This is a genomic window from Ginsengibacter hankyongi (assembly GCF_008710285.1).
Classification (GTDB): domain Bacteria; phylum Bacteroidota; class Bacteroidia; order Chitinophagales; family Chitinophagaceae; genus Ginsengibacter; species Ginsengibacter hankyongi.
Map to the genome: position 1 here is coordinate 502,929 of NZ_VYQF01000001.1, position 13,448 is coordinate 516,376.

The 13,448-nt window shown below is 39.1% G+C and carries 12 protein-coding genes; 5 read left to right on the forward strand and 7 right to left on the reverse strand.

Annotation, left to right across the window (positions count from 1 at the left end; translation table 11 throughout):
- Positions 1–48: 48 nt before the first annotated feature.
- Positions 49–633 carry a methyltransferase family protein gene (locus FW778_RS02150; RefSeq protein ID WP_202552039.1) on the reverse strand — a complete coding sequence of 195 codons (585 nt, stop codon included), beginning with the start codon at positions 631–633 and terminating at the stop codon, positions 49–51.
- 85 nt (positions 634–718) lie between these two features.
- On the opposite strand from FW778_RS02150, the gene FW778_RS02155 reads away from it, so the two are divergent.
- The gene (locus tag FW778_RS02155) at positions 719–1,624 is read left to right on the forward strand and encodes a DUF6263 family protein (RefSeq protein WP_150412953.1); all 906 of its coding nucleotides are present in this window, start codon (positions 719–721) and stop codon (positions 1,622–1,624) included.
- 222 nt (positions 1,625–1,846) lie between these two features.
- Here the strand turns inward: FW778_RS02155 and FW778_RS02160 are convergent, their stop codons facing one another.
- Entirely contained in the window at positions 1,847–2,629 is a 783-nt protein-coding gene (locus FW778_RS02160) for a DUF1223 domain-containing protein (RefSeq protein WP_202552040.1), read from the reverse strand.
- 159 nt (positions 2,630–2,788) lie between these two features.
- On the opposite strand from FW778_RS02160, the gene FW778_RS02165 reads away from it, so the two are divergent.
- Positions 2,789–4,621, forward strand: coding sequence for an LTA synthase family protein (locus FW778_RS02165; protein WP_150412955.1), 1,833 nt, complete (start codon positions 2,789–2,791; stop codon positions 4,619–4,621).
- Here the strand turns inward: FW778_RS02165 and FW778_RS02170 are convergent.
- Positions 4,610–5,824, reverse strand: a complete 1,215-nt coding sequence (locus tag FW778_RS02170; RefSeq protein ID WP_150412956.1) for an MFS transporter — start codon at positions 5,822–5,824, stop codon at positions 4,610–4,612. The two genes, FW778_RS02165 and FW778_RS02170, sit on opposite strands and share 12 nt — an antisense overlap.
- 461 nt (positions 5,825–6,285) lie before the next feature.
- Here FW778_RS02170 and FW778_RS02175 point away from each other — a divergent pair, with 461 nt between their 5' ends.
- The gene (locus FW778_RS02175) at positions 6,286–7,275 is read left to right on the forward strand and encodes a transposase (RefSeq protein ID WP_150412957.1); all 990 of its coding nucleotides are present in this window, start codon (positions 6,286–6,288) and stop codon (positions 7,273–7,275) included.
- Positions 7,276–7,465: 190 nt separating this feature from the next.
- Here FW778_RS02175 and FW778_RS22980 read toward each other — a convergent pair whose 3' ends face one another.
- The 3 genes from FW778_RS22980 to glgP form a co-directional block, all read right to left on the reverse strand.
- Complete coding sequence (locus FW778_RS22980; protein ID WP_202552041.1) at positions 7,466–7,780, reverse strand: SGNH/GDSL hydrolase family protein; 315 nt, start codon at positions 7,778–7,780, stop codon at positions 7,466–7,468.
- Positions 7,777–8,169, reverse strand: a complete 393-nt coding sequence (locus FW778_RS22985; RefSeq protein WP_202552042.1) for an SGNH/GDSL hydrolase family protein — start codon at positions 8,167–8,169, stop codon at positions 7,777–7,779. The genes FW778_RS22980 and FW778_RS22985 overlap by 4 nt, the downstream gene beginning before the upstream one ends.
- Before the next feature lie 119 nt (positions 8,170–8,288).
- A complete protein-coding gene (gene glgP / locus FW778_RS02185; protein ID WP_150412958.1) occupies positions 8,289–9,941 on the reverse strand; it encodes an alpha-glucan family phosphorylase in 1,653 nt (550 codons plus the stop codon).
- A gap of 317 nt (positions 9,942–10,258) precedes the next feature.
- Here glgP and FW778_RS02190 point away from each other — a divergent pair, with 317 nt between their 5' ends.
- Both FW778_RS02190 and FW778_RS02195 read left to right on the forward strand, forming a co-directional pair.
- Positions 10,259–10,918, forward strand: a complete 660-nt coding sequence (locus FW778_RS02190) for a metal-dependent transcriptional regulator (protein ID WP_150412959.1) — start codon at positions 10,259–10,261, stop codon at positions 10,916–10,918.
- A complete protein-coding gene (locus FW778_RS02195; protein WP_150412960.1) occupies positions 10,908–12,800 on the forward strand; it encodes an Nramp family divalent metal transporter in 1,893 nt (630 codons plus the stop codon). The genes FW778_RS02190 and FW778_RS02195 overlap by 11 nt, the downstream gene beginning before the upstream one ends.
- 20 nt (positions 12,801–12,820) lie before the next feature.
- Here the strand turns inward: FW778_RS02195 and FW778_RS02200 are convergent, their stop codons facing one another.
- Entirely contained in the window at positions 12,821–13,429 is a 609-nt protein-coding gene (locus FW778_RS02200; RefSeq protein ID WP_150412961.1) for a hypothetical protein, read from the reverse strand.
- Positions 13,430–13,448 lie beyond the last annotated feature (19 nt).

Consider the following 13,448-nt stretch of genomic DNA (forward strand, 5'->3'; position numbering starts at 1 on the left):
ATATTTTCAAAATTACAAGGGTAGCCCAACGGCTGCCCTTTTTTTATGTTATAATTTTGGAATTAAGCCGGGAACTTTCTTCATGTATTCTGTGTAATCTTTTCCAAACTCCTTGACCAGTTTCTTTTCTTCGAATTTTATTCCAACCAAAACATACATTGTTATAGCTACTACTGCAATTAAATTATTTAAAAAAGGAAAAATAAAAAAGAGTCCCCACACAAATAATAATGTACCGAGGTATAATGGATGGCGCACATATTTATGAATTCCATTCAGTTTCAATTCAGCCGGGGGAGTTGCCAGGTAAATAGAGCGAATGCCGCTTAATAATTTAAAATATTTAAAAATGGATACGAACATTATTGCGAAGCCGGGAATTACCAACAACAGGAATGAAATATATTTTAGCATTAAAGAGTTTAGTAAGAGCGGGCTTTTAAATGAATATTGAAACCATAGTATAAAGATTAAAGAAATGGTGGCAAACAATGTATATATAAGCCGGTAATACCTGTAGAATTTAGTGCTTACCTGTTTTACATAAATCTTCACCTTCGTTGAAGCAAGTACACTGTGTAAGATAAAATAGGCGATCCATGAAAGCGCAAGAACAAGGTAGTTATAAGACAAATTTTTTTGTTGAAAAGATACATAAATTTCAATTTTAATAAGTATAGCAAGCCAACTTATATTTGCAGTTCAACTAAAAAAACAAATGAAAAAAAATATTTTTATTATCCTGGTGTTAGCGGCAACCGCAGGTTGTTCTCATAAAATAACGGGAAACTCGCCAGGCACACCTGGCACCTCTACAACTGTTGTGGACACTAAGCCTTCGATAACGCTTGCGAAAGGCCAGAAATATGTTATTGAAAATAAGATAACTACCACCAGCAATTCTGAAATGCAGGGACAATCCATGGAAACGAATGCAGACGTAACTTCTACTTATAACATTGAGGTGAACGATATAAAGGATGATAATTACGACATGACCAATAAGCTCGCTGCCATTAAATTGAATATGACAACGATGGGTCAAAATGTAAGTTTTGATTCCGATAATAAGGAAGATATGAATGGCGGTATGGGAAGTTCTTTAAAAGATTTTATCAATCATCCTAATGCAGTGGTTATGGATAAGTCGGGCAATGTAATTGTTGCCAATAAGCCAGACTCTGCAAAAGCGAACGACGCCACAAGCCCCATGCAAATGATGCTTAAGCAAATGGGCGATCCTGAGCAACAAGGATATGGCGCAAAAATGGCATTCCTCCCGGTGTCAAAAACCTTAAAAACAGGTACTACATGGAAAGACTCTACCTCCGACAACGGTATAACTAAAATTACCAATTACGCTGTAAAAGGAATTAACGGCAACATGGCAACATTATCTGTGTCGGGCACAGAAAACCGCGACACAAAAATGGAAATGCAGGGAATGGAAATTAATACAAAAACAAAAGGAACATTTTCAGGCGAGGAAACCGTTGATATTACTACCGGCGTAATTGTACAAAACAATTCAACCATGGACGCTTCGGGAAACATAAGCGTTATGGGGCAGGAGATCCCTACAAAAGTTAAGGTTGTATCAGTGACTACTGTAAAGCCCCTGTAAATAACACTTTAGAATTAAGCATTCGTTCGTGAAACAAATAATGCACAAGACGTTCCTCAGGAACGTTTCGTACTTTTCGGGTATGATTTTCTACCTACCAATAGTCCTTATGGGACTTATAAAATGATTACTCCCTTTTCTTAATGATGTAAACGGTTAAGTCTATACTTCCTGAATAAAAAATCCCTGCAAAACAATTGCGGGGATTTTTTATCATATCCATTAGAACGCCGCCTGGGTTGCCGCGGAAATTTTATTGCTCTTTTTATCCTGCAGAAACAAAACAACCGACATGTTTTGCAGGTCAGGCGAAGATGGCATATCAATGGTCGCCATATTATTTCCATTATCAACCTTATTAATCGTTTGAAAATTTATGACAACGTTGTAATTGGTAAGGGTAACTCCCCCATTCTCGCCGGCTTTTATATCGGTGGTGGTTTTCTTCTCAACAAGAGCAACATTGAGCGTTGCATTTTTTATTTTTCCCGATGCATCAAAATTTACCAATGCCTTTCCATTTTCAACCTTAACTTCTTTAACCATTAACGTTGCTTCCGGCTGCTGTTCAACAATTTTATTAATGGCATTGGAAATTTTATTGGCATCACTTCCGATCATTTCGGTTTGCCCGTTAACCACCAGCTGGGGTGTGTAAACATCTGCATGTAACGCCGACGCATAGTTGTATTGTCTTTTCGTATATTCTTTTGAACTGAAAGGATCTTTCCAGCCCAAACGATCCCAATAATCAACATGAAAAGAAAGAACAATCACATTTTCTTTGGATGCATAAGTTCCCAAAAGCCGGTCTGCCGGCGGGCAACTGGAGCACCCCTGCGAAGTAAATAATTCCAGCACCGCGACATTTTTGCTACCCGGTAATGAACCAGGCGTCTTGATATTTGCAACATCCTTTTTATCTTTTGCGGCAGTAGACGGGGTACAAAAATCCAATGCAACGAGGGGAACAAGCAGGAATATTAAATACCGGAACTTTTTCATAAACATTTATTTATTAAAAATACGTGACATGCATCCGAATGGTTTGAAATTAAAATGACTTTAACTTTTATGTAATTTTTCTTGTCAACATGGGGTTGCAGGGGGCGATTTAACTTTAAGCATATCAATCTATAGTGGCGTTAGTAGTATTTTTGCGGCGTGAAAAAATTTTACCCATATATTGCTTATTTCGGCTTCTGGGTTTTCTATTTTATTATATCAAGAGTGCTTTTCCTGGTTTATCATCATGCACTTTCAGGAGGCCTGGCCGCCTCAGAAATTTTAAAGGTTTTTCTTTATGGCTCCAGGATGGATTTGTCGTTTGCATCTTACATCAGCATTTTCCCTTTTATTTTATTTTTTGTAAGAACTGCATTTGTTACCATTAATATTGAAAAGTTAATAAAAATTTATACAATTATTGTCATTGTATTCATTTCATTTGTAACTACTGCCGACCTGCAATTATATACCGCTTGGGGCTACAGGATGGACGCCACGCCGCTCCAGTATTTTAGATCGCCCAAAGAAATGGGCGCTACGGTTTCCTCGTCGCCGTTGCTGTTGTTATTAACCATATTTATCATGCTTTCCGTATTTTTTATATGGTTCTATAAAAGATTTATTGGGCCCTGCATTCGCATTAAACCGGGCAAATTTTCAATCCTTAATTTATCGATCGCGTTATTTCTTATAGCCTTTTTATTTGTACCCATTCGCGGGGGAATTCAAAAGATCCCCATGAATCAAAGTGATGTATACTTTTCTGAAAAATTATTTGCCGACCACGCTGCCTTAAACTTACCGTGGAACATTGCCTTTTCTATCCTTAATCAAAATAATAAAGAGAATCCTTTTGATTATTTTCCTGCAAAAAAATCCGGCGAAATAGTAAATGAATTATATAATACAGGCCCGATAAAAATCCCTTCTATCTTATCTGTAAAAAAGCCCAACATTATTTTTATCATCATGGAAAGCTATACGGCAAAGTTTGTAGGTTCGCTGGGCGGCGATCCCGGCGTAACGCCGAACCTGGATAAGATAGCGGCGGATGGATTGTTATTCACCAACATTTATGCAGCCGGAGACCGAAGCGAAAAAGGCCAGGTGGCAGTGTTAAGCGGCTATCCCAACCAGGCTTTAACGTCAATTATAAAAACGCCTACAAAAACGCAACAGCTTCCTTCAATAACCACCGCGTTAGAAGCTGCAGGCTATCATACCAGTTACACTTATGGCGGCGAGCTAGAATTTGCCAACATTAAATCATACCTGGTAAATACAGGGTTCAATAAGCTTATCAGCAAGTATGATTTCCCGGCTGCTGAAAGAACCACTTCCTGGGGCGTACACGACCAGTATGTTTTTAATCGTTTTTATAATGATATAAAACAGGAACAACAACCTTTTTTTGCAACCCTGTTTACATTGAGCAGTCACGAACCTTATGATGTGCCAATGGCACCCAGGTTTAAGGGTGCTGATGAAACAACCAAATTCAGGAACTCTGTCGCCTATACTGATAGCTGCGTTGGTGTGTTTATAAACCGTTTAAAAAATGATTCGTTGTGGCAAAATACACTTGTTGTTTTTGTGGCAGATCATGGTCATCCTTTGCCGGGATATGATAGAAATGATCTTCCGTCGAAATTTCATATTCCCCTGATTTTTTCAGGCGGGGCTTTAAAAGTAAAGGGTGTAGTATCCACGATTGGCTCCCAGACAGATATTGTGAAAACAGTGTTAAATCAGCTTGATATCCCCTCCGGTAAATTTACCTGGAGCAAAGACCTTTTAGATTCATCGGCACGGTCTTTTGCCTTTTATAGTTTCAATGATGGCTTTGGATTTGTAACTCCGGCAGGGATTGTAACAATGGATAATATTGCCAGAAAAATTATTTTTGAAAAGGGTAAAGTCGATTCCGCCGAAGTGAATAACGGGAAAGCATACATGCAGTTATCTTACCAGGATTTCTTAAACAGGTAGAACAACTTCCGGCTGTAAGCGCCTGTAAAAAATGGCAAGCAAAAAACCAATAAAACCGATAATATACCAAAGCATCTTATAACCCGCATGCTCCGCAACCAATGCGCCGGCATATGGCCCCACGGTTTGCGCACAAGCCCACGCTACGCTGTATAATGCAGCATACTGGCCACGATTATTTTGTACACTTCTCCCGATCCAGTAAGCATTCATAAAAGGCATAGCCAGTATTTCTCCAAACGTTAAAATCACCATAGATAACAATGCGATCATCCCAAAATTTGATCCCGGTAAATTCAGTAATAAAAAAGCCAGCGAAATGAGCAATACTCCGGCTGATATATAGTGAAGAGAAGAACGTTTACCTTCTAATGAAAAAATGGTGATCATCTCAAATACTGCGATGATAAGGCCGTTAAACGCCATTATCATTCCAATAAACAAAACACTCAAATGAAAATTTTCTTTAAAGAAAACAGGGATAGTGGTAAACAACTGGAAGAAGCAAAGTGCAAATAAAAAAACCAAAAAAACAAAAGTAAGGTAAGTACGATCGCGGTAAGCAGAAGCCCTGATTACCTCTTTTTCCCGGCTTTTTATCTCCGTAGCCGGATTGCGTTTAGGCGACAGCGTTATATACAGTAAACAGGCAGCCAGCAGGTTGGTAATGCCATCAACCCAAAATAATAAATTGTAATTAAAGCTGGCAATTATTCCGCCCATAGCGCCGCCAATAGCCCACCCGAAGTTTATCGCGAGCCTGTTAAGCGAATAGGATCTTGTTCTGTTTTGGTCTTTACTGTAATGCGCAATGGCAACGGTATTGGCCGGCCTGAAAGATTCATTCAATATGGCCAATATAAAAGTGCAAATACAAATGCCGATATAAGAATGCATCTGCCCCAGGATAATAAACATCGTTCCACCCAATATGAGTGCGAACAGTTGAACATAATAATACCCAACGCTGTCTACCAGTTTCCCCCCGCTCAAGGAACCAACAATAGCGCCCAAACCAAAAAGGCTCATAACAAAACCAGCTTTGCCAATGGTTACTCCATAGTGCTGTGTAAGATACATGGTCATGAAAGGAATAACCATTGTGCCGCTCCTGTTTACAACCATTACCAGCGAAAGCCACCAGGTGCCTGGTGAAAGTCCGCCGTAAGCTTTTTTATAAAGAGAAATGGCTTTACCTATCATACGCTGACAAATATATAGCAGATACGGATGCCAACGCTATTAGCAATAGGATGTAATACCACAAAGGCACTAGGATGGCAAAGCAATTCCTTAGTGTGCTTCGTGGCTTCGTGGTATAAGGTATTTTTTATTTATATACCACAAAGGAACTAAGTGCACAAAGCCGTTCCTTAGTGTGCTTCGTGGCTTCATGGTATAAGGTATTTTTTATTTATATACCACAAAGACCTTTAGGTTAAAATAGTTCTTTGATAATTGGAAATAGCAGAAAAGAATGATAAATTTTGTGGAAGGGAAGTGGGGTGAACTTTACAAAGACATAGACTCTCAGATCTATTTTGTGTATTAGTCCCCACTCCCCAGCCACGGTTGCATTAGGCCTATTTAGAATAGTAAGTCGATGAGACTAATTAAAGGTCTTAGACTTTGCAACTTTTTATTCAAGTCTTAAAAACAAAATTATGAAAGTTCAGCAAATTATTGGAGCCGATCTCTCCAAAAAAACTATTGACCTGGTCAGCCATTTACACAACAATCATCTGCAAATTGAAAATTGCCTCTTTGGTTTTAAGCAAATGTTGCGATGGCTCGTGCAACAGAAGATTGATCTTTGTGAAACCATGATTGTAATGGAACATACCGGTCTTTATAGCTTTTGTTTCGAAGACTTTTTGCACCAGCATCATATTGTTTTTACAAAGGTTAATGCACTTGCTATCAAACGCTCTATGGGATTAGTCCGGGGCAAAAACGATAAGACAGATGCTGCAAGAATTGCTGCTTATGGCTATGAAAAGAAAGACAATCTCAAAGCTGATGAACCTGTTAACCAGGAGATGAAACGCCTGCAAATGCTGCATTCTACCCGGGAAAGGCTAGTAAAACAAAGATCCGGATTAATTTGTGCGCTCAAAGAGTACAAATACATCGGTATCCCCGAAAAAGACATCATCCTGAAATCGCAATTGCAAATGATCAAAGCCTTTGGTAAACAAATTTACAAGCTCGAAGCTGAAATCAAAACTGTGATTGAAAAACAACCATCACTAAATCAAAACTTCTACTTGCTGCAAAGTATTAAAGGAGTAGGCGAAGTGCTTTCCATGGCAACCATCATCAAAACAAATAACTTTACCCGTTTTGCTGATGTAAGAAAGTTCGCCTGTTTCTGCGGAACCGCTCCCTTTGAACATTCATCCGGCAGCAGCATAAAAAGTAAAACAAGAGTAAGCCACCTTGCAGATAAACAAATGAAAACATTGCTTGACCTGTCTGCAAAAACTGCTATCCAATATGACAAAGAACTAAGAGATTTTTATATCAGACGATTAGAAATGGGCAAATCAAAAATGAGCACCATCAATATCGTAAGAAATAAAATTCTGTACAGAATGTTCGCTGTTGTAAAACGACAAACACCATTTATTGAAAACTACTTACAAGCTGCATAAAATATTTTTGGCAGTTTGAAAACCTTAGAATACGCTAAGGGCACAAAGCAGTTCCTTAATGTGCTTCGTACCTTCGTGGTATAAGGAATTTTTAGGTTGGCCCCACAAAGACGCCAGGATCACGAAGCAAGTCCTTAGTGTGTTTCGTGCTTTGTGGGAAAAGGTATTGCATAATGATCTTTCCTTAATACTACTGCAATTCCTGTTGTATCAATGGCGCTAAAAGCTTACTCCATTTTTGATATTGGTATGCAGAAGGATGCAGGCCATCACCGGCAATTAATGAGAGTTTATATTTTGCTTCACGGGAAACAGGTGTAATATCAACGTAATGTACTCCCGCATTTAAGGAGATGCTTTTATTAACCGCATTAAACGCATCAATTTCTTTTCCAATCTTTACGGTATCCAGGCCCGAGGCAAATGGCGTTACGCTATAATCAGGAATAGAAAGAACGAATACATGATTCTTTTTATTAGCGGCATAGGAAATTGCCCGGTTCAATAATTCAATAAATTCTGTTTATATTCTTCAATACTTTCGTGCCGGTACTGGTTGTTTACACCTATAAGAAGTGATACGACGGAATAATTTTTTCGCGGGGTATTATTATCTAAGGCATTCAAAAGATCAGCGGTTGTCCAGCCGGTAACAGCAATTATATCCGGATCATTGATCTTAATATTTTGCAAACGCAACCGGTTAGCTGTTTGCACAGGAAATCTATCGCCCACGGGAACAGATTCTCCTATGGTATAAGAATCTCCAAGGGCCAGATAGGTATTATGAGTTGTATCCATGGCTGTTCCGGGATTTACAGGAAAGCTATCACTTTTTTTAGCGCACGATATTAATGATAAAAAAATTACTGATAAGGCAACTAACTTTTTCATAATAACATTTACACGTCTAAATATTATATACGAAATATAACCATTGCAGGATGAACAGCCATAAATATAAAGCGCCGGACACTGCCGGCGCTTTATATTTCCTATATCAGTTGAGGAAACTATTTGTACAATATCTCGTAATATTCGTTCGCCATCCGGTTACTGTCAAACTGCACCTGCACATCTCTCATCCCGTTCTTTACAATCTGGCGCCAGGTATCAAAATCGTCATAATAGAGGGGCAGTATTTCCTTCTCGAGGATCTCGTACAATTTATTCAAATCATATTCGTCCTGCTCCTGAACATGCATGTTCATATAATCGGCAGGAGGTACCACAAAACCATTATTGCCATTATTTATAAATTCGCATATCCATCCATCGTTAGTACTAAGGTTTACAGCACCATTCATCGCTGCAGTCATACCGCTTGTGCCGCTAGCTTCCCTTGGCACTCTCGGATTATTCAGCCATATATCAGCCCCTTGTTTAAGCCGCTTACTAAGTGTAAGCTCGTAACCGGTACATACGGCCACATTTTTATATTGCTTACTTATATTTACCAGGTGATTGAAATCTGTAATTGCCGGGTAATCCAGCGGGTACGGCTTTCCTGCCCATATTATCTGCACCGGGTATTTAGAATTATTTAACAGGGCCTCAAAGCGTTTATGATCTCTCGTTAGTAACTCTGCCCTTTTGTAACCGGCAAACCTTCTCGCCCAAACAATGGTAAGTACGCCGGGATCCATCAATTTCCCTGTTTGATCAGCCACAATGTCAAATGCCCTGTTTTTCAGATACCTCTTCCTGTCATCAAACACATTATCATTTCCATCTTCCTTGGCCTTGTACAATTGTTTATCGGCCCAGTAGCGCCAGTTCTGCGCATTGGTAATCGATTTTATTTCGCAAATACCTTCATACTTTTTCCACATTTGCCGGCTTACTTCACCATGCAGCTGCGAAACCCCGTTTGCAAGATGTGCAAACCGCAAAGCTGCCAGCGAATGATTAAAAAGATCATCGGTCATCCCGGTTAATTCTCTTACCTCGTTAAGTGGCATGCCATAGAAGTAACTCATTTTTTCACACAGAAAAATATCATGTTTTTCATTACCTGCTTCTTCGGGTGTATGCGTGGTAAACACCAGCCTCTTTTGTACTTCTTCTTTGCTGCCAAATTTTTTGAATAAATAAAATACCGAGCTTACCCCATGTGCCTCATTAAGATGATACAAATCAGGATTGAAATTGATTTCATCAAGCAGCTTGGCTCCCCCGATACCCAATAAAATAAACTGGGCAATTTTTGTGGCGAGATTGCCATCGTACAGCCGGTTAGTTATTGTTTGGGATACATAATCATTTTCCGGCACATCAGTGCTGAGCAGAAACAACGGCGCTGTATTAAACGTCTTTGGATTTAAATACCAAACCTTCACCCAAACCGGATGATCGTGTATCGGTATCTGGAACATAATTCCTGTGTCTTCCAGGAAGTTATAAATCTTATTAATCCAGACAACATTTAAAGTCTGGTCTGCATTTCTTGCCTGGTCGTAATATCCTTCTTTCCAGAGTATGCCAATTCCAATTAAGTTTTGCCGTAGCTCATAGGCGCTTCTCAAATGAGACCCGGATAGAAAACCCAATCCTCCGCTGTATATTTTTAAAGGCTGATGAATGGCGAACTCCATGGAGAAGTAAGCAACTTTTTTTGAATATCGTTCTTCGGTTTCATAGGGGATACTGTAATTTTCAAAACTCATAATTTAATCAGATCGAATTTATTGAGGGCGCAATATAAAAGGAAATTTCAACATATTGAGTGTTTCCTGTCAATGAATGCGTTGTTTCTGGTCTTTAATAGTAACGTTAAACAGTAATAAATGTTTTACCAGGAAAAATAAATTTCAAAATAAAAGGCCCGAATAAATTTTCCGCTTTCCCTATGGTTCCTGCCTTTCAGCCCGTATCGCTCAATACTCCTATTTCATTCCCGAGCCAGGACTATTTGCCGGTAAATTTTTAAAATGGAGTTATCAAATTTAATTTTTAGATTTGTCTAAATATTTTTTTAAAGAGTATGAAATTATCTCAGAGCGAGGAAAACTATATAAAAAGTATTTATAATCTTCAGTCGAAAACAGAGAAAGTAAATACCAACTCACTGGCGGCTTTTCTTGACACCAGTGCTGCATCTATTACCGATATGCTTAAGAAATTAAAATCAAAAAATCTGCTGGAATATAAAAAGTATTACGGATTCCGGTTAAACGGCGCAGGCAATAAACAGGCACTTAAAATAATAAGAAGGCATCGCCTGTGGGAATTTTTTTTAGTATCGAAGCTGGATATGGAATGGGAAAAGGTTCATGACATTGCCGAAGAACTCGAGCATGTAAGCAGTGCTGAATTAATAGAAAAGCTTGACCGCTACCTGGGCAATCCGAAGATAGATCCTCATGGCGATCCGATTCCGGATGAAAAGGGTGTAATGCCGGTTCTTAAACAAATTGCGCTGAAAGATTTACCCCATAAAAGAAATGCAGTTATAAGTTCTGTGAGCAGTCAAACTCCGCAAATGATGGAGATGTTGAATCATTATGGAATAAAAATCGGCTCGCCGATAAAAGTGTTGAAGTCTTTTGTATTTGACGGATCGCTACAGGTAAAAATTGCAAAACAACCGGAATGCATCATCAGCGGATTGGCTGCGCAAAATATTTTTGTGTATGATACTTGACAAGAAACTATATGATAATTCTTTGAGTGAAGTGCATGGAAGCATAGACACCAAAAAACAGCTGGGCTGGAAAAAAATATTTTCATTTCTTGGCCCGGCTTACCTTATAAGTGTGGGCTATATGGATCCGGGAAACTGGGCCACCGACCTGCAAGGCGGAAGCAAATTCGGATATTCGCTTATCTGGGTGCTGCTGATGAGCAACCTCATGGCTTTGTTGCTGCAGGGATTGTCGGCACGGCTTGGCATTGTGAGAGGAAGGGATCTTGCACAGGCTAACAGGGAAGCATACCCTAAAATAGTTAATTTCACATTATATATTCTTGCAGAAATTGCAATAGCCGCCTGTGACCTTGCAGAAGTTTTGGGAATGGCTATTGGTATTCAATTACTCACAGGTTTACCGCTCGTATGGGGCGTTTGCCTTACCGTTTTGGATACTTTTTTATTGCTCTATCTTCAAAAGCTGGGCATGCGGAAAATGGAAATATTTATCATTACGCTTGTTGCGATAATAGCCGGCGCTTTCCTGGTACAAATGATAATCGCCAGGCCTGACCTGGGTGAAATTGCTACCGGCTTTGTGCCGCATTTACCCGGCAGCGAAGCCTTGTATATCGCTATAGGAATTATCGGCGCTACGGTAATGCCGCATAATCTTTACCTGCATTCTGCTCTTGTGCAAACGAGGAAAATTGAACGAACACCGGAAGGAATTGAACAAGCCATTAAGTATAACAGGATTGACAGTGCAGTTGCATTAAATATGGCTTTTTTTGTAAACGCTGCTATTCTTATTGTTGCAGCAACGGTATTTTTCAAAACGGGGAATTCGAAGGTGGCAGAAATACGCGAAGCTCACAGGCTGCTTCCCAATTTCTTAGGGAATCTTGCTCCAATGTTATTTGCAGTGGCCCTTATAGCCGCGGGGCAAAGCTCAACTATTACAGGCACGCTTGCGGGCCAGATAGTGATGGAAGGCTACCTGAGCTTAAGAATTAACCCGTGGATAAGAAGATTACTAACAAGGCTACTCGCCATTATTCCGGCATTGATTGTTATAATAATTTATGGTGATCAGCAGGTAGATTCTTTACTGGTGCTAAGCCAGGTTATCCTTAGCCTGCAGCTTGGCTTTGCCATCATTCCTTTAATACATTTCGTAAGCGACAAATCAAAAATGGGAAATTTTGTTATTAAGTTTCCAACAAAAATAGCAGCGTGGCTTATTGCAACCGTACTTATCTGGCTGAATTTTCAAATGCTCATCAGCCAGTCTGTGCCGGTGTTTGAAGGAAGCAGTATGCTGCCAAAAATTATAATTGCAGCAAGTGCTTTATTTTTTTCCGGCTTACTTTTATATATACTTTTTGAGCCGGCAATAACCCGGAGAAAGATGGCCGCATCAATTAAAATGCATCCTGAAATGGAAAACATTGTTTTGGATATTCCTTTGTATAATAAAATTGCAATTGCGCTGGATTTTTCTGAGAACGACAAGAAACTAATCAGTTATGCGATAGGCCAGGGAAATCAAGGTTCACAATATATCCTGGTGCATATAGTTGAAAGCGCTTCCGCAAAATTATGGGGAAGCCAAAGCGATGACTATGAAACACGGAAGGACCAGGCACAGTTAGATGATTATGTTAACCAATTAAAACAAAAAGGTTTTAATGCAACGAGTCTTCTTGGATATAGAAACCGTGCGAAGGAGATTGTAAGGCTCGTAAAAGAAAGCCATGCGGATATGCTGGTGGTGGGCGCACATGGCCACACCGGTATTAAAGATATAATTTACGGCGAAACAGTTAACTCTGTAAGGCACGAACTTCGGATACCTATATTAATGGTAAATATAAAAGAGGAACCAGCCTCCTGAAATAATTTACCGGGAATACTTTATTCCTTTATTGCGACGCTTTGTTTAAGTTTTTGAATCTCATCAGCAATTTTTTTATTCCATTCCAGTTGCTTTTCAACATTGATGCTGTGGTTGGTTTGTGCATCATATAAATGTTGTATATCCATATTTTCTTTATACACTTTATCAAAAATAGAAGTGAGTAATTTAGTATAATTATCTTTTGTGAAATGCGCCTTCTGTATTTCATCTATAAATTTCTCCGAGCCGATCATCGTTAGATCAAAATGATGTTGCTCATGTAATAAATGATAGTCAGAATGTATTTGAGGCTTTTTCCATGAATCGTTTTTTGTAAAGAAAGTATAAACGCCAATGTTCAGGTAAATGCTGGTACCATCAAAATCAATCTGAGAGTCGAAAGCAAATCCTGACGCGGTAACAGCACCTGCAAAATAATTCTCAACAGGCCGGCCTTTAAAATCGGCCCATGTAAGACTGCGGCTAAAATCATAATAAATTGTATCACCTGATGTAGAAGATTTTCTATTTTCCATAAATGCATGCACCTTCACTTTTTGTGAAATACATACAGGGCTTATTGCAACGCAACCGAGTAAAAAAATGTAAATTTTATAGCGCAACATTTGAATGTAAATATGTTAC

What these genes read in the sequence shown, in the direction of transcription:
- FW778_RS02155 (WP_150412953.1), top strand. Translation starts at nt 719, where the DNA reads ATGAAAAAAAATATTTTTATTATCCTGGTGTTAGCGGCAACCGCAGGT.
- FW778_RS02160 (WP_202552040.1), bottom strand. Translation starts at nt 2,629, where the DNA reads ATGAAAAAGTTCCGGTATTTAATATTCCTGCTTGTTCCCCTCGTTGCA.
- FW778_RS02170 (WP_150412956.1), bottom strand. Translation starts at nt 5,824, where the DNA reads ATGATAGGTAAAGCCATTTCTCTTTATAAAAAAGCTTACGGCGGACTT.
- FW778_RS02175 (WP_150412957.1), top strand. Translation starts at nt 6,286, where the DNA reads ATGAAAGTTCAGCAAATTATTGGAGCCGATCTCTCCAAAAAAACTATT.
- FW778_RS22985 (WP_202552042.1), bottom strand. Translation starts at nt 8,169, where the DNA reads ATGAAAAAGTTAGTTGCCTTATCAGTAATTTTTTTATCATTAATATCG.
- glgP (WP_150412958.1), bottom strand. Translation starts at nt 9,941, where the DNA reads ATGAGTTTTGAAAATTACAGTATCCCCTATGAAACCGAAGAACGATAT.
- FW778_RS02190 (WP_150412959.1), top strand. Translation starts at nt 10,259, where the DNA reads ATGAAATTATCTCAGAGCGAGGAAAACTATATAAAAAGTATTTATAAT.
- FW778_RS02195 (WP_150412960.1), top strand. Translation starts at nt 10,908, where the DNA reads ATGATACTTGACAAGAAACTATATGATAATTCTTTGAGTGAAGTGCAT.
- FW778_RS02200 (WP_150412961.1), bottom strand. Translation starts at nt 13,429, where the DNA reads ATGTTGCGCTATAAAATTTACATTTTTTTACTCGGTTGCGTTGCAATA.